Raw genomic sequence first — 16,408 nt, 5'->3', positions numbered from 1 at the left:
TGGGCACCGGACGGTGCGCGGCCGCAGTCTGGGTCGCCGTAGCTGTCATCGTCCTGTCAACGGTTTGTGCGGTGCAGCGTAAATGGTCACCAGTCGGGGCGTGGCGGGTGCATCCTGCGCCATGCGGTAGCATTCGTTTCCCCTCCCACCCATGTGCCCATGCGCCTGCTGCTGGTCGAAGACAACCCGGATCTGGCCGATGCGATCATCCGTCGCATGCGCCGTAGCGGCCACGCCGTGGACTGGCAGGCCGACGGGCTGGCCGCGGCCAGCGTGCTGCGCTACCAGAGTTTCGACCTGGTGGTGCTGGATATCGGCCTGCCCAAGCTGGATGGCCTGCGCGTGCTGGCCGGCATGCGCGAGCGCGGCGACAGCACGCCAGTGCTGATGCTGACCGCGCGCGATGGCATCGAAGACCGCGTGCAGGCGCTGGATGTGGGTGCCGACGACTACCTGGGAAAGCCGTTCGATTTCCGCGAGTTCGAAGCGCGTTGCCGCGTGCTGCTGCGACGCGCGCGGGGCCAGGCCAGTGAAGTGGTGCAGATTGGCGGTTTCCAGTTCGATAACGCCGCGCACCGGGTCAGCCTCGACGGCGAGCCGATCGAGCTGCCGAACCGCGAATACCGCTTGCTGGAGATCCTGGTCGGTCGCCTTGGCCAGGTGGTCGGCAAGGACGAGATCGGCAATGGGCTGTTCGGTTTCGACGATGAGGCCGGTCCCAATGCCATCGAGCTGTACGTCGGGCGCCTGAGAAAGAAGCTGGCTGGCGCCCCGCTGCGCATCACCACGGTGCGCGGCGTCGGCTATCTGCTGGAAGCCAGTGACGGCAGCGCCGACGGCGATGGTTGACGCGCGCACAGCGAATGCCGCACCGGGGTCGCTGCGGCGCACGCTGCTGCTGTACCTCGGTGCATTGCTGGCGGTGTTCGCGGTGGCGCTGCTGTTCGCTGCGCGCGATTACGGCCAGCGCGCCGCCAATCGGTCCTACGACCACCTGCTGGTGTCCTCGGCGCTGTCCATCGCCGATTCGGTTGCACTTGTTGATGGCCAATGGCAGGTCGATCTGCCGTATGCCGCGCTGGACCTGCTGGCGATGGCACCGGAAGACCGCGTCTTCTATCGTGTGGCCGACAGCCGCGGCAACCTGATCACCGGCTACGGCGACCTGCCGGCGCCGCCGCGCCGGCCCGGCACGCAGCCGCAGCTGTTCGATGCTCCCTACAGCGGCGAGACCGTGCGTTTCGTGGTGGTTGGGCGCAGCTTCGCCGCCGCCTCGGCGCAGGGCGAGGTGCAGGTGCAGGTGGGCCAGACCCGGCGTGCGCGCGAAGCGGTCGCACAGGACATGGTCAATCGCGCGCTGCTGGCAATCGGCGTGCTGTCCGGGCTGCTGCTGGCGCTGGTGGCCTTCGGCGTGCATCGGGCGTTCCGCCCACTGGTGCGGGTGGAGCGCGAGCTGTCGCGTCGCGAGCCCTCCGACCTGAAGCCATTGGACGCACGCGTGCCGCGCGAGATGGACCAGATGGTGGCCGCGTTGAACCGCTTCATGGAACGCTTGTCCAGCAGCAACGAGACCCTGCGAGCGTTCATGGCCGAGGCCGCGCACCAGATGCGCACGCCGCTGGCCGCCCTGCGTGCGCAGGCACAGCTTGCGCTGGACGACGACGACCCGGAAGACATGCGGCGCAGTCTGCAGGCGATCGAGCGCAATGCCACCCATATGAGCCGCCTGCTCAACCAGCTGCTCAGCGATGCCAGCGTGATCCATCGTTCGCACCTGCAGCGTTTTGCGTCGGTGGACCTGGCCGAAACCGTGCACCAGGCCCTGCATGAAGCCCTGCCGCAGGCGGGCCCGGCACCGCGGGTGCAGCTGGCGATGACCGCCGAGCCGGTGCAGGTGCACGGCGACGCACTGCTGCTGCGCGAGGCGATCAAGAACCTGGTCGACAACGCGCTGAAGTACGGCGGCGACGGTTCATTGCAGATTGCGTTGACCGTGGAGGGTGGGCAGGCCGTGCTGACCATTGCCGATCACGGCGCAGGCATCGCGCCCGCCGATGCCGAACGCGTGTTCGAGCGCTTCGCGCGCGGCGAAGGTGCGCCGTCCGGCGGTGCCGGGCTTGGCCTGGCCATCGTCAAGCGGGTGGTCGACAGCCACGGTGGCCGCATCGACCTCAGCAACCGCCCGCAGGGTGGGCTGGTCGCCACCATCCGCCTGCCCCGGAGCAGCTCATGATCCGTCTGTTCGCCACGGCCATCGCCCTGCTGCTGGCCCTGCCGGTGCTGGCCGCGCCGGGCGACGTGCGTCGTTTCCCTGCGCAGGGAAATGCCACCGCTCAGCTGCGCATCCACGGCACCACCGACATCGAAGTGTTCGCGGTGGTCATCGCCGATTACCAGCGCCTGCATCCCGGCACCGAGGTGGTGTACGAGGACATCATCACCCAGGACCTGTACGCGCGTTACCTGCACGACCGTGCCGGGCCAGCGTCGCCGGACCTGCTGATTTCCAGCGGCATGGACCTGCAGACCAAGCTGGTCAACGATGGCCATGCGCTGCCGCACCGCTCGGCGCAGACCGCTGCGCTTCCGACGTGGGCGCAGTGGCGCAACGAGGCGTTCGGGATCAGCTACGAACCGGTGGTGATGGTCTACAACACGCGCACGCTGCCGGCCGCGAAGGTGCCGCATACGCGCCGCCAGCTGCTGGACCGGCTGCGTGCCGAAGGTGCGCCGCTGCGCGGCAAGGTCGGCACCTATGACATCGAGCGCAGCAGCGTGGGATACCTGTTGGCCACCCAGGATGCGCAGCGTGGCAGCATTGCCGGTGCGCTGCTGGGGGCACTGGGCGACAACGACGTGGTGCGTGAGGAGCGCACCGGCGTGCTGCTGGACAAGGTGGCCAGCGGCCAGCTGTCGCTGGTCTACAACGTGCTCGGTTCCTACGCACAGGCGCGCATCGATGCAGGCGCGCCGCTGGCCATCGTCGAACCCGAGGACTACACGCTGGTGGTGCTGCGTACCGCGGTGATTCCGCGCACCGGCCCGCACCCTGAAGAAGCGCGGCGCTTCCTCGACTACCTGCTGTCGCCGCGCGGCCAGCAGGTACTGTCGCGCGAGGCGCGGCTGATGCCGATCGTGACCGGCAATGCGCGCAGCGATGACGCGCCGGGCCGCAGCCGCCGTCCGATCCAGCTCGGCCCGGGCCTGCTGGTGTACCTGGATGCGCTCAAGCGCCGCCAGTTCCTCGACGCGTGGCGCAGCAGCGTAGAGCCGGCAGGGCGCTGACGCGGCGGCCTGCCCGTACAATGGCGGCATGAGCGAATACACCATCCTGATCGCCGACGACCACCCGCTGCTGCGTTCGGCGGTGGTGCAGTCATTGCGGCAGAGCCTGCCGCTGGCACAGGTACGCGAGGTGGCCAGCGCCGAGGCCCTGGCCGAAGCCCTCGACGCGCACCCGGATGTGGACCTGGTGCTGCTCGACCTGACCATGCCCGGCGCACACGGTTTCTCCGCGCTGCTGCACGTACGCGGCTCGCATCCGGACATTCCGGTGGTGATCCTCTCGTCCAATGACCATCCGCGGGTGATCCGCCGCGCGCAGCAGTTCGGCGCGGCCGGTTTCATCCCGAAGTCGGCCCCGGCCGAGACCATCGGCGAGGCGGTGCAGGCCGTGCTCGACGGCGGCCTGTGGTTCCCGGCGATGGCCGCCGAGCGCTCCGAGGCCGACGCGCTGCTGGCCAGCCGCCTGGCCCAGCTGACCCCGCAGCAGTTCCGCGTGCTGCTGTGCCTGGCCGATGGCCTGCTCAACAAGCAGATCGCCTACACGCTGGGGCTGGCCGAGAACACGGTGAAGGTGCATGTCACCGCAATTCTGAAAAAACTCGAATGCCATAGCCGCACGCAGGCGGCGGTGCTGGTGAAGGCGCTGGAGCCGGAAGGCGACGCCGGCGCCGGGCTGTAGTTTCCAGCCAACGGCGCAGCCCCTCGTGGGTGGTGTTTGGGTTGGTCGCTGAAAGCAGAAGCCGCGAGTGGGCCGGTCGGGTCGGGTGCGCGGGGGACGCCGTGAATCCGTCCCTGGAGGCTTGGCAGCCGCATCCATGCGGCTGACACCCCCGCGCACCCAACCCGACCGGCCTCTGACAGATTTCGGTGGCCTGCACCCACGGAAAAGAAAAAGAAGATCAAAAGCAAAGGCAGCCTGGCAGGCCGCCTTTTGTAGAGCCGAGCCCACGCTCGGCTGCTTTCCGATCAGTCCGCAAGCCGAGCATGGGCTCGGCTCTACACGAGCAAGCGCAGCGCCGCGACCCGCTTTTGATCTTCATTTTCTTTTCCGTGGGCGGACGCGCACGGAACGTGTCCGTGGCCGGGTAGATGGGCTGCGCAGGGGCGTGAGCCGCATGGATGCGGCGACCGAGCTTACAGGGACGTACTTGCAGCGTCCCCTGCGCAGCCCATCTACCCGGCCTCACCCATGAACCGCATTACGCCTCCACCCACGAGGGGCTACGCCGTTGGCTGGAAACTACCCGCGATGGCGGATCAGCAGCTGGCTCATCAGCGCCCGCAGCGCCGGCGGTTTCACCGGCTTGGCCATCATTCCCCAGCCGCGCTCGGCGGCCATCTCGCGCAACCCCGCATCGCGCTCGGCGGTCACCAGCACCACCGGCGGGCGTGCCTGCCACTGCTCCGCCAACGTCTCGTACAGCACCGGACCGTGGTGATCGCCCATGCGCACATCCAGCAACACCAGTTCCGGCACGGTTGTGGCACTGGCCAACTGCAGCGCCGCCTGCGGGCCGTCGGCCAGCACCACCTCGCAGCCCCAGCGTTCCAGCAACGCGCGGCTGGCTGCGCAGACGTGAGGATCGTCATCGATCACCCAGACCCGACGCCCGCGCAGCGGATTGTCCGCGGCCGGTTCCTGCACCAGCACCGGCGCCGGTGCCGTGGTGGGAATCGCGCTGGCGTCGCCGAACGGCACACCCACCGCGAACACGCTGCCCTGGCCCACGTGCGAGCGTAGCCGGATCGGATGGCCAAGCAGGCGGCCGATGCGGTCGACGATGGCCAGGCCAAGGCCGGCACCGCGCTGCTGGCCGTCGTGCAGGCGGCGGAATTCCTCGAAGATCTCGCCCTGCAGCGCATCGGGAATGCCGGGTCCCTGGTCGTGTACTTCGATCCACAGCAGCCCGTCGCGGCGCCGGCAACCGAGCAGCACGCGGCCGCGTTCGCTGTAGCGCAGCGCATTGGACAGGAAGTTCTGCAGGATGCGCCGCAGCAGCGCTTCATCGCTGACCACCACCGCATCGGTATCGACCCAGTCCACCACCAGCCCGCGCGACTGTGCGGCGATGCCGAACTCACGCGCCAGTGTCTGCAGCAGCGGGCCCAGCCGGAATGCCTGCACGCGGGTTGGCAGGCTGCCCGATTCCAGCCGCGCGATATCCAGCAGGCTGTTGAGGATTGCGTCCTGCGCCGCGAGTGCGGCGTCGATGTGGTCGCTGGTCTGCTGCTGTGCCGGATCGCTCAGCTTGCCGCGCAGTACCGAGACGAACATGCGCGCGGCATTGAGCGGCTGCAGCAGGTCGTGCACCGCCGAGGCGACGAAGCGCGTCTTGTAGCGGTTGGCCTGCTCGGCTTCGCGGCGTGCTTCGTCCAGGTCGTGGGTACGCTCGGCGATGCGGTGCTCGAGTGCGTCGGCCAGCGAGCGCAGTTCGCGCGCGGCGTTCTTGTAGCTGGTGATGTCGGCATAGCTGGTGACGAAGCCGCCGTCGGGCAGCGGATTGCCGCGGATCTCCAGCACCGTGCCGTCGTCCTTCTCGCTTTCGCGCATGTGCGGGCGGCCACTGCGCAGGTGATTGAGGCGGCGCTCGATCGCCTCATCGACCGGGCCCGGGCCAAGCAGGCCGCGACGCGCGTTGAAGCGGAACAGCTCCTCGATGGGCCGGCCCACGCGCACCAGGTCCAGCGGAAACCGGAACAGCTCGAGGTAGCGCGAATTCCACGCGACCAGGCGCAGCTCGCGGTCGATCACCACCACGCCTTGTGGCAGATGTTCCAGGCTGCGGCTGAGGCCACTGTCGGCGTCGGTGGCAGCCTGCAGCAGGCCATCCTGCGCGGTGCGCAGCTCCTGCGCGTGCTGCTTGAGCAGGGTTTCCAGTTCACGGCGGCTGCGCAGGCGGTGCTTCGCCAGGCGCCGGCGCTGCTGCACGAACAGCACCAGGAAGCCCAGTGCGAGCCACGCGGCACCACCAGTCAGCGCCGCCGCACGGCCGGCGGCGGTGGCAGCGCTGGCGTCGTGCAGCAGGTGCAGGTTCCAGCCTTCGGCGGGCAGTGCAAGGCTCTGCCACAGCATCGGTTGTACCAACGCAGGGTCGAGCAGGCGCACCATGCGCCCACCGTCGGCCAGCACGTCCTCGGTGCGTGCGCGCAGCGGCTGCAGGGCACGGTCGGCGTACTGCCGGGCGTCGAGCATTTCGCGGCGTTCATCAGCGCCCAAGGGGCGCAGCAGGCGGTAGCGCCAGTTGTCCCGGTTGGCCAGGAACACCACGTCGTGGTCATCGCTGGCCAGCACCACGTCCGGGCTGCTCAGCCATTCCTGCTCCAGCGCCGACAGCTCGACCTTGATCACCACCACGCCCAGCCGCTTGCCGTCTTCCTCGATGGCCTGTGACAGGTAGTAGCCGGGTACGCCGGTGGTCATGCCGATGCCGTAGAAACGGCCGCGGCCCTGGGCCAGCGCCAGGCGGTAGTACGGGCGGTAACTGTAGTTCTCGCCGACGTTGGTGGTCGGCTGGTCCCAGTTGCTGGCGGCCACGGCCACGCCGTCGTGGCCGACCAGGGTCAGCGTGGAGGCGCGGGTGACCTCGTTGGCACGCTGCAGCTTGAGGTTCAGCCGCTGCCGTTCGGCAGGCGAGGGCGCAACACGCAGGGCATGCAGCAGATCCGGATCAAGCGCCAGCACCTGCGGCAGCGTGCCGAAGCGGTCGATGCGCTGCTGCAGGCCCTGGCCATACAGCTGCAGCTGGCGTTGCACCTGGCTGCTTTCTTCGCCCAGTGCGCGCCGCCAGGCGTAGTGGCCGGCGGCGACCGCGCACAGCACGGTACCGCCGACCATCACCAGGATCGTCAGCAACAGCATCCGGTGGCGGCTGAGCCAGTACATGGCGGCAGTCTACGCAGGGCCGGCGGGCGTGGCGTGCACGCCCGCCGGGGTCTGACGTGGAAGGGGTCAGAAGTGCATCTGCGCGCGCAGCTCGAAGATTTCCGGCGTGCTGTGCACGCCACGACGGCTGGCATCGACCTTCACGTAGTTGGCCTGGAACTTGAAGTGGCTGGTGAGGTACCAGTTCGCACCCAGGGTCAGGTCGTGCTGGCGGCCACCGAGGATGCTGCCGTCGTCGAGGTCCAGGCGGCTGTAGCGTGCCACCAGTTCCACCGCGCCGTAGTTGTGCGCGGGCTTGATGTTGGCCACGGCGCCGGCGTTGTACGGGCGCGATTCGCCGGTCAGCACCCAGCTGGCCATCGCGTACTGGCCACTGCCGGTGTAGTCGGGCAGGCCCTTGCGGGTGACGGTGGCCTGCAGGGCTTCGGCCTGCAGCGAGAACGGGCCGCGGATCCAGATGCCTTCCAGGCCGGTGCGGCGGATCTGGTCGGCGGTGACCAGCGCGCCGGAATCGACGTAACGGATGTCGGTCAGGCCGGCTTCCGGACGTGCGCGCAGGCGTGCGCTGGCTTCGTGGTGCACATCGCGGCCATCGCTGTAGCCACGCGGATTTTCCTGCGAATAGGCCACGCCCAGGTGGATCACGTCACCCGGCGCCTTCACCGGCGTCCACACCGCGCGTACCGCCTGGGTGGTGCCGGGGTTGTCGCCCTGCAGGTCCTTGCCGCCATAGGCGCCGGCCTGCAGCAGGTACTGCGGGCGCTCCAGCACCCATTCCACGCCGGTACGGCGGCCGGCGTAGAACGCCTGCACCGGCAGCGCGGTTTCCAGGAAGCTGCCGGCACGCGAGGAGGTGTTCGCATCCAGGCCGACCGGGGTCTTCATGTAGCCGAAGCGGAAACGGCCGACGTCGCGGCCGAAGAACGCCTTGCTCTCGAAACGCACGAACACGTCCAGCCAGGTGTCGGCCTGGAAGTCGTAGTAGACCATCGCGTCGTAGACGCCCTTCTTCTTCAACGTTGCGCCGAACTCCTTGCGGCGCACGGCATCATCGTCCTCAAGGCCGCTGGCCGAGGAGAAGTCGTTGTAGTCGTAGGCGATGTTGGCGGTGGCGGCCAGCTCGGTGCCATCGCCGAAGGTGTACTTGGTCGGCCAGTTGTCGAAATCCGCTGCCGAAGCGAAGGCGGGAAGGGCGGCCAGCGACAGGGCCAGCAAGGTGGGAATCGGGCGCATGTTGGGTGCGGCTCTCTCGGATTGCGTGTGGACAGGACATCAACGGCCGCAAGGGCCGGAACTTTCGCAAGGACGCGCCCGGCCGTTCAGCCTGGGCCACCGGCCTCCCCGGGATCGGGCGGTGCGGCGCCAGTGTAGGCACCGTGGCCGCCTGAACCGGGGGGCTAGTACCAATAGGTTATCTGCGCCGGCGTGCCTGGCGCGTACAAAGGCGTCCATTGGTCGCACCCCTCGTGCATGCAGCACGGGGCCCGCGATCAGTTTCCACGGTAACGGTTCCCGTGCTGTCCCGGGGCCGTACGTGCCTGAAAACGCCCCTTCCGGAGTACGCCATGCACATCCCGACCGCAGCCCCGGCGCCTGCAAAGCCGTTGCCGATCTATCGCCAGCTGTACTTCCAGGTGATCGTGGCGATCGTCCTGGGCGCCATCCTCGGCCACTACGAACCGCTGATCGGTGAGAAGATGAAGCCGCTCGGCGACGCCTTCATCAACCTGGTGAAGATGATCATCGCGCCGGTGATCTTCCTGACCATCGTCACCGGCATCGCCAGCATGACCCACCTGCGCACCGTGGGCCGGGTGTTCGCCAAGGCGATGGCGTACTTCCTGTTCTTCTCCACGCTGGCGCTGATCGTCGGCATGATCGTGGCGCACGTGGTGCAGCCCGGCGCCGGCATGAACATCAACCCGGCCGAGCTGGACCAGACCGCGGTGCACAGCTACGTCGAGAAGTCGCATGACCTGACCCTGGTCGGCTTCCTGATGGACATCATCCCGAAGACGCTGCTCAGCGCCTTCGTCGACGGCAACATCCTGCAGGTGCTGTTCGTGGCCGTGCTGTTCGGCATCGCGCTGGCGATGGTGGGCGAGAAGGGCAAGCCGGTGCTGAACTTCCTGGAGGCGCTGGTCGCCCCGGTGTTCAAGCTGGTGCACATCCTGATGAAGGCCGCCCCGATCGGTGCCTTCGGTGCGATCGCCTTCACCATCGGCAAGTACGGCGTCGGTTCGCTGATCAACCTGGCCTGGCTGGTGGGCTCGTTCTACCTCACCGCGTTCCTGTTCGTGGCGGTCATCCTGGGCCTGGTCTGCCGCCTGTGCGGCTTCTCGGTGTTCAAGCTGGCGCGCTACCTGAAGGCCGAACTGCTGCTGGTGCTGGGCACCTCCTCGTCGGAGTCGGCGCTGCCGTCGCTGATGGAGAAGATGGAACGGGCCGGCTGCAGCAAGTCGGTGGTGGGCCTGGTGGTCCCGACGGGCTACTCGTTCAACCTGGACGGCACCAACATCTACATGACCCTGGCCGCGCTGTTCATCGCCCAGGCCACCAACACCGAACTGACCCTGGGCCACCAGATCGCCCTGCTGCTGGTCGCCATGCTCAGCTCCAAGGGCGCGGCCGGCGTCACCGGTGCCGGCTTCATCACCCTGGCCGCCACCCTGGCGGTGGTGCCGGAAGTGCCGGTGGCAGGCATGGCGCTGATCCTGGGCGTGGACCGCTTCATGAGCGAATGCCGCTCGCTGACCAACTTCATAGGCAATGCCGTGGCCACCGTGGTGGTCTCGCGCTGGGAAGGCGCACTGGACCGCAACCGCCTGCAGCTGGCGCTGGATGGCCGCGAAAGCGAGCTGCCGCCGCCGGTGGATGCGCTGCCCGAGGCGCTGCCGGCCAAGGGCTGATCCAGGTGTGTGGTACCGCGGGGCCGATCACGACAGTGGTACGGCCCCGCGGCGTTTCAAGGCGTCCCACGGCTGTCACGCGAGGCGCCGAAGCTGGTATCACGGTCTGGTCGCATACGGCACGGAATTGTGCGGTCGCAGCATGCCTGCGACAGGATAGCGACAGGTCCAGACGCTCCAACGGGGGTATCATCCCCTGTCCCTTCTGCCCATTCATGTAACCCACATCGATGTCCAACGAAGATTTCAAACAGGCCGCCCTCGATTACCACCGGATGTCTCCGCCCGGCAAGATCAAGGTTTCCGCTACCAAGCCCATGCTGACCCAGCGCGACCTGTCGCTGGCGTATTCGCCGGGCGTGGCGTACGCCTGTGAAGCGATCAAGGCCGACCCGCAGCAGGCCAGCGAGCTGACCGCGCGCGGCAACCTGGTGGCGGTGATCTCCAACGGCACCGCGGTGCTGGGCCTGGGCAACATCGGCGCGCTGGCCGGCAAGCCGGTGATGGAAGGCAAGGGCGTGCTGTTCCAGAAGTTCGCCGGCATCGATGTGTTCGACATCGAAGTGGATGAAACCGACCCGGACAAGCTGGTCGACATCATCGCCTCGCTGGAGCCGACCTTCGGCGGCATCAACCTGGAAGACATCAAGGCGCCGGAATGCTTCGTGGTCGAGCGCAAGCTGCGCGAGCGCATGAAGATCCCGGTGTTCCATGACGACCAGCACGGCACGGCGATCATCGTCGGCGCGGCCGTGCTCAACGCGATGGCGATCACCGGCAAGAAGATCGAGGACGTGAAGCTGGCGACCACGGGCATGGGCGCGGCCGGCATTTCCTGCGTGAACATGCTGGTGCAGCTGGGCCTGAAGCCGGAGAACATCCTGGCCTTCGACCGCGAGGGCGTGATCCATACCGGCCGCACCGACCTGGACCCGGAAAAGCAGCGCTATGCGCGCGACACCGACAAGCGCACCCTGGCCGAGATCGTCGATGGCGCGGATATCTTCCTGGGCCTGTCCGCGCCGGGCATCCTGACCGCCGAGATGGTGAAGACGATGGCGCCGGACCCGGTGATCTTCGCCCTGGCCAACCCGACCCCGGAAATCATGCCGGAACTGGCGCGTGCCGCCCGTCCGGACGCGATCATCGGCACCGGCCGTTCGGACTACCCGAACCAGGTCAACAACGTGCTGTGCTTCCCGTACCTGTTCCGTGGTGCGCTGGACGTGGGCGCCACCGCGATCAACGAGGAAATGAAGATCGCCTGCGTGCGTGCCATCGCTGCACTGGCACGCCGCGCCGCCACCGACATGGGCTCGGCCTATGGCGGCGACACCCCGAGCTTCGGCCGTGAATACCTGATTCCGCGTCCGTTCGACCGCCGCCTGCTGGTGGAGCTGTCGGCTGCCGTGGCCCAGGCCGCGATGGACTCGGGCGTGGCCTCGCGCCCGATCGACGACATGGGCGCCTACCGCGACAAGCTGGCCCAGTTCGTCTACCGCACCAGCCTGATGATGAAGCCGGTCTACGACCGCGCGCGCAGCGACAAGCAGCGCGTGGTGTATGCCGAAGGCGAAGAGGAAGTGGTGCTGCAGGCGGTGCAGAACGTGGTCGATGACGGCCTGGCGCACCCGATCCTGATCGGCCGCCCGGAAGTGATCGAGTCGCGCATCGAGCGCCTCGGCCTGCGCCTGAAGATCGGTGAGAACGTTGAAGTCACCAACATCAACGACGACCCGCGCTTCAACGAGTACTGGCAGTACTACCACGGCCTGACCGGCCGTCGTGGCGTGACCGTGGCCGCGGCGAAGAACCTGATGCGTTCGCGCCCGACCCTGATCGCCGCGGTGATGGTGGCCCGTGGCGAAGCCGATGCGATGCTGACCGGCATCGTCGGCCGCTTCCACAAGAAGCTGGGCTACGTGCGCAGCGTGCTGCCGCTGGAGCCGAAGGTCACGTCGACCTCGGCGATGACCGGCGTGATCAACCAGCAGGGCGTGTTCTTCTTCGTCGATACCCACGTGCAGGAAGACCCGACCGCCGAGCAGCTGTGCGAAGCCACGCTGCAGGCGGCCTACCGCATGAAGCTGTTCGGCATCGAGCCGAAGGTGGCGCTGCTGTCGCACTCCAACTTCGGCAGCCATGATTCGAAGGACGCGCTGAAGATGCGCCAGGTGCGCGAGCTGCTGCTCAAGCGCAACCCGCGTCTGAACGTGGACGGCGAAATGCAGGGCGACACCGCGTGGGATGAAGCGCTGCGCCAGAAGCTGCTGCCGGGCTCGACCCTGCAGGGCCGCGCCAACCTGTTCGTGCTGCCGAACCTGGAAGCGGCCAACATCGCCTACAACCTGGTGCGTGTGTTCACCGACGGTGTGGCGATCGGCCCGATCCTGATGGGCGTGAACAAGCCGGTGCACATCCTGACCACCAGCGCGACCTCGCGCCGGATCCTGAACATGACCGCGATCGCCGCGGTGGATGCGCAGATCCGCAAGCAGCTGGAAGCGGAAAAGAAGGCATAAGCCTTCTTCCCGATTCCAGCTGCAGAAGCGCGCCCCACGGGGCGCGTTTCTGTTTCCGCAAGGCGGAAACGGGTCCTGCCGGCCGCTGGCCGGCAACCGCAATCATGTCCACCACCACCACCACCACCACCGCAGCCGGCCAGCGGCCGGCTCTACCGCTGGTCCGTGCCACACGCGCTTCGCAACCCGGTCATTTGCCTGCAACCCCGCTGGGGCCCAATACGCCCACGCGGCCCGGCCGTGGGAAGGGACCGGACCGGCCTTCCCACCCTGGGCCCGACCACCTCCCCATCGGCGAAAGTGTCATGCGCAATCGAGTGACCCGGCGGTACTTCCAGCAGTTGTTCGCGCTGTACGCAGGATTCGTGCAGTCGCGCTGAGGCCGCCAGCTGCCGCGGCGCGGCGGGCATCCGTGCCCACCGTGCATGCGGCTTACTGCGCCGCGCCGGGTGCCAGCAGTTCAATCTCCGCCAGCGGCATCCGGCCCGGTGCTACCAGACGCAGGCGGTACTCGCTGTAGCGACCGGGCCTGGCGATGCGGAACGGCCGGGTCTGGCGAGCGGATTCGAAGTCTTCGCCGCTGCGCTGGTCCAGCAGCGTCCAGCTGCCGTCGCCGCTGCGGGCCTCCAGCGCCCATTCGCCACCGCGGATGCTGCCGTCGCCGCTGGTCAGCGTGTACATCGTCGGGGCGCCCTCGGCCAGCCCGGTCAGCGCGATGATCGCGCCACCGCCCAGGCCGACCGTGGTACCGGCATCGTCATCCACCAGTGCAGGCAGCGCGCGGCCATCGCCTGATGTGGCTTTCGCGCCGCTGCCAAGCAGGTCGTGCAGCAGCTGCGGACGCTGGCCACGCGCGGTCAGCGAGGGCGGCGCGTCGTCCACGCCACTGCCCCAACGCGACGGCCTTGGGCCCATCACGAAGTCCAGCGTTGCGCCCTTGGCGATCAGTTCGTGCGGTACCCAGGTCTTGGTCCAGGGTTTGCCGTTGATCTTCAGCGACTGCACGTAGACGTTCTCGCGCGTGTTGTTGGCCGCGTTCACGGTCAGCACGGCGCCGCCCTGCAGTTCCACGCGTGCGTGGCGGAATGCCGGCGAACCGATCACGTACTCGGGGGCGCCCATGCGCAACGGGTACAGGCCCAGCGAGGCCAGCACGTACCACGCCGAGGTCTCGCCATTGTCCTCGTCCCCCGGATAGCCCTGGCCGATCTCGCTGCCGACGTACAGCCGCGACAGGATTTCGCGCACGTGCTGCTGGGTCTTCCACGGCTGCCCGGCATACAGGTACATCCACGGGATGTGGTGCGCCGGCTGGTTGCTGTGCGCGTACATGCCCATGCGCACATCGCGTGCTTCGGTCATTTCATGGATGGTGCCGCCGTAGGAGCCGGCCAGGGCCGGGTCTGCGGTCTCCGGGGTGGCGAAGAAGGTATCCAGCTTCGCCGCCAGCCTGTCGCGGCCACCGTACAGCGCGGCCAGGCCTTCGCCATCGTGGGCGGCGGTGAAGGCGAAGGTCCAGCCGTTGGACTCGGTGTAGTCGTGGCCCCACACGCGCGGGTCGTAGCGCTCGGAATCCACTCGCCAGCGGCCGTCGGCAGTGCGGCCCTGGAAGAAGCCGGCGGCCGGATCGAACATCGTTGCGTAGCTGGCCGCGCGGTAGCGGAAGTAGTCGGCCTCGGTGCTGTAGCGCTCGCGTGCGGCAGGCGTGGTTGCGCGCTTGGCCAGGGCATCGGCCATGTTGGCGACGCCGAAGTCGTTGAGCGCACCTTCCATCGTCCACGACATGCCCTCGTGCACGTCGGCACTGGCATAGCCGCGGAAGGTCGAACGCTGCATGCCCTTGCGGCCGACGTGACGGTCCGGCGGTACCACGGTCGCGTTCTTCAACGCGGCGGCATAGGCCTCGGCCGGATCGAAGCCGCCGATGCCCTTCAGCCACGCGTCGGCGAAGGCCACGTCGGAGCTGGTACCGACCATCAGGTCGGCATAGCCCGGCGACGACCAGCGTGCGATCCAGCCACCGGCGCGGTACTGCTCGATGAAGCCCTGCACCAGCTGCCCGGCATCATCGGGCGTGAACAGCGCATAGGCTGGCCACGTGGTGCGGAAGGTGTCCCAGAAACCGTTGTTGACGAACACCTTGCCATCGCGCACGGCGGCGAAGGTCCGGGTCGCGCTGCCGCCGGTGTTGTCCTCGCTGGCACTGGCCTGGTTGGCGTAGCGCCAGTCCGGTGCGGCCGCGCTGCCCACATTCTCGTGGCCGGAATTGGGATACAGGAAGAGCCGGTACAGGCTGGAATACAGCGTGGTCTTCTGGTCGTCGCTGGCATCGCCGATGTCGAAGCGGGCCAGGCGTGCATCCCAGGCATCCTGCGCGCGGCCGGCCACGCTCTCCAGCGTATCGGCCGCAGCAATCTCCAGCGCCAGATTGTGCCGGGCCTGTTCCACCGAGATCAGCGAGGTGGCGATGCGCATGTTCACCCGCCGCTCGCTGCCGGCATCGAACTTGATGTAGCCGGTGGGGCGGCCGGTGTCGATGCGGCCGCTGCTGCGCCAGGGCCTGTCGAAACTGGCCGCGACGTACATGCGGCTGGCGCCGTTGGACAGGCCGCTGCGCGTATCGGTGTAGCCGTACAGCGTCTGCGTGGCGGCATCCAGGGTCAGCCCACCACGCGCATCGACATTGTCGAACAGCAGGTTGGCGTCGCCGTCTTCGGGGAAATCGAAGCGGAACAGCGCCGCATGGTCGGTCGGCGCGATCGCGGCGGCGATGCCGTTGTCGAAGCGCACGTCGTAACGGTAGGGGCGCGCACTCTCATGGCTGCGCTCGAACGACAGCGCACGCTTGCGGCGGTCGGCGGACGGCACGCCGCGGTTGGCCGAGGGCATCACCTGGAACGTCTGGCGATCGCCCATCCACGGGCTGGGCTGGTGGCTCAGCGCAAGCGCCTGCAGCTGCGGGCGGTTCTGCGCATCGTTCTGCTCGTTCCAGCGGTACAGCCAGTTCAGCGCACCGGCATCGGTCACCGGGGTCCAGAAGTTGAATCCGTGCGGCACTGCCGTGGCCGGGAAATTGTTGCCGCGCGAGAAGGTGCCGTTGGCCTGGGTGCCGCGGGTGGTCAGCACCCAGTCGGAGACCCGCTGTGGCCGGGAATGTGGCTGTGCGTCCAGGCGCACGTCATCGATCCAGCCGGACACCGGTGCACCTTCGGCACTGGCCACCTCCAGTTCGATCGCCACCACGCGACGCCCCTGCAGTGCGGATACCTCGCCCAGGCGTATCGCCTTGCGCGCCCACTGCTGCGGATACAGCGTCTTCGACGCGCCCTGCGCGCGCGCGCCGATGGCCACGCCATGCTGGTCGCGTGCAGCGCTGGACGACACGCGGCTGCCATCGTCCAGCAGCAGGTCCAGCGAGACATAGGTCGAGGCCACGGTGTCCTTGCCGACGATTTCCGGCAGCACCAGCCATGACAGGGTGGTTTCGGCTTCGATGGGCAGATCGGTCCTGAACAGCTCGCGCCGCGCGCTGCCGCCGTTGCTGCTGTAGCGCAGTGCATGCAGGCCGCTGTAGCCGGCATTGCGCTTGGCGGCGTAGGGCGCGGCGGGACCGTCGCCGATCGACACCTGCAACCCACCCGCCGCCGGGGTCGGGGCCGGTTCACCCGGTTCGAACGAAGTCTGCAGCCCCTGTGCCAACACCGGCATCGCGGTAGTCGCACAGGCCAGGGCCAGGGCGAGCGGAAGCAGGGCGCGGCGTGGATCGGACAGGGTCATGCAGGGATCTCCCGGAAGGGCTGGCGGCGGGC

At 68.1% G+C, this 16,408-nt stretch carries 9 protein-coding genes; 6 read left to right on the top strand and 3 right to left on the bottom strand.

Annotation, left to right across the window (positions count from 1 at the left end; genetic code table 11):
* Nucleotides 1-159: 159 nt before the first annotated feature.
* Genes N5C18_RS17950 through N5C18_RS17935 form a run of 4 tightly spaced genes read left to right on the top strand, consistent with a single transcriptional unit; the run spans nt 160 to nt 3,964 of the window.
* On the top strand, nt 160-849 hold the full coding sequence (locus N5C18_RS17950; RefSeq protein WP_053509575.1) for a response regulator transcription factor: 690 nt from the start codon (nt 160-162) through the stop codon (nt 847-849).
* A complete protein-coding gene (locus N5C18_RS17945; RefSeq protein WP_279945296.1) occupies nt 842-2,233 on the top strand; it encodes a sensor histidine kinase in 1,392 nt (463 codons plus the stop codon). The genes N5C18_RS17950 and N5C18_RS17945 overlap by 8 nt, the downstream gene beginning before the upstream one ends.
* Nucleotides 2,230-3,285 carry an ABC transporter substrate-binding protein gene (locus tag N5C18_RS17940; RefSeq protein WP_164087568.1) on the top strand — a complete coding sequence of 352 codons (1,056 nt, stop codon included), beginning with the start codon at nt 2,230-2,232 and terminating at the stop codon, nt 3,283-3,285. The genes N5C18_RS17945 and N5C18_RS17940 overlap by 4 nt, the downstream gene beginning before the upstream one ends.
* 28 nt (nt 3,286-3,313) lie before the next feature.
* Nucleotides 3,314-3,964 carry a response regulator transcription factor gene (locus tag N5C18_RS17935; protein ID WP_008268765.1) on the top strand — a complete coding sequence of 217 codons (651 nt, stop codon included), beginning with the start codon at nt 3,314-3,316 and terminating at the stop codon, nt 3,962-3,964.
* A 561-nt stretch (nt 3,965-4,525) separates the two neighbouring features.
* Here N5C18_RS17935 and N5C18_RS17930 read toward each other — a convergent pair.
* Nucleotides 4,526-7,168 (bottom strand): PAS-domain containing protein, encoded by a 2,643-nt coding sequence (locus N5C18_RS17930; protein WP_279945295.1) that lies wholly within the window; start codon nt 7,166-7,168, stop codon nt 4,526-4,528.
* Between the two features lie 66 nt (nt 7,169-7,234).
* Entirely contained in the window at nt 7,235-8,401 is a 1,167-nt protein-coding gene (locus tag N5C18_RS17925) for a porin (RefSeq protein ID WP_008268245.1), read from the bottom strand.
* A gap of 332 nt (nt 8,402-8,733) precedes the next feature.
* Here N5C18_RS17925 and N5C18_RS17920 point away from each other — a divergent pair, with 332 nt between their 5' ends.
* Both N5C18_RS17920 and N5C18_RS17915 read left to right on the top strand, forming a co-directional pair.
* Entirely contained in the window at nt 8,734-10,077 is a 1,344-nt protein-coding gene (locus N5C18_RS17920; protein ID WP_006468434.1) for a dicarboxylate/amino acid:cation symporter, read from the top strand.
* 230 nt (nt 10,078-10,307) lie between these two features.
* Complete coding sequence (locus tag N5C18_RS17915; RefSeq protein WP_053450747.1) at nt 10,308-12,599, top strand: NADP-dependent malic enzyme; 2,292 nt, start codon at nt 10,308-10,310, stop codon at nt 12,597-12,599.
* 432 nt (nt 12,600-13,031) lie between these two features.
* Here N5C18_RS17915 and N5C18_RS17910 read toward each other — a convergent pair whose 3' ends face one another.
* A complete protein-coding gene (locus N5C18_RS17910; RefSeq protein ID WP_279945294.1) occupies nt 13,032-16,376 on the bottom strand; it encodes a GH92 family glycosyl hydrolase in 3,345 nt (1,114 codons plus the stop codon).
* Nucleotides 16,377-16,408: the final 32 nt, after the last annotated feature.

This window comes from Stenotrophomonas sp. GD03930, assembly GCF_029839665.1.
GTDB classification, from domain to species: domain Bacteria; phylum Pseudomonadota; class Gammaproteobacteria; order Xanthomonadales; family Xanthomonadaceae; genus Stenotrophomonas; species Stenotrophomonas forensis.
Note: the sequence above shows the minus strand (reverse complement) of the source record. Positions and strands in the feature narration are given on the sequence as shown.

What these genes read in the sequence shown, in the direction of transcription:
- N5C18_RS17925 (WP_008268245.1), bottom strand. Translation starts at nt 8,401, where the DNA reads ATGCGCCCGATTCCCACCTTGCTGGCCCTGTCGCTGGCCGCCCTTCCC.
- N5C18_RS17940 (WP_164087568.1), top strand. Translation starts at nt 2,230, where the DNA reads ATGATCCGTCTGTTCGCCACGGCCATCGCCCTGCTGCTGGCCCTGCCG.
- N5C18_RS17950 (WP_053509575.1), top strand. Translation starts at nt 160, where the DNA reads ATGCGCCTGCTGCTGGTCGAAGACAACCCGGATCTGGCCGATGCGATC.
- N5C18_RS17910 (WP_279945294.1), bottom strand. Translation starts at nt 16,376, where the DNA reads ATGACCCTGTCCGATCCACGCCGCGCCCTGCTTCCGCTCGCCCTGGCC.
- N5C18_RS17930 (WP_279945295.1), bottom strand. Translation starts at nt 7,168, where the DNA reads ATGTACTGGCTCAGCCGCCACCGGATGCTGTTGCTGACGATCCTGGTG.
- N5C18_RS17935 (WP_008268765.1), top strand. Translation starts at nt 3,314, where the DNA reads ATGAGCGAATACACCATCCTGATCGCCGACGACCACCCGCTGCTGCGT.
- N5C18_RS17945 (WP_279945296.1), top strand. Translation starts at nt 842, where the DNA reads ATGGTTGACGCGCGCACAGCGAATGCCGCACCGGGGTCGCTGCGGCGC.
- N5C18_RS17920 (WP_006468434.1), top strand. Translation starts at nt 8,734, where the DNA reads ATGCACATCCCGACCGCAGCCCCGGCGCCTGCAAAGCCGTTGCCGATC.
- N5C18_RS17915 (WP_053450747.1), top strand. Translation starts at nt 10,308, where the DNA reads ATGTCCAACGAAGATTTCAAACAGGCCGCCCTCGATTACCACCGGATG.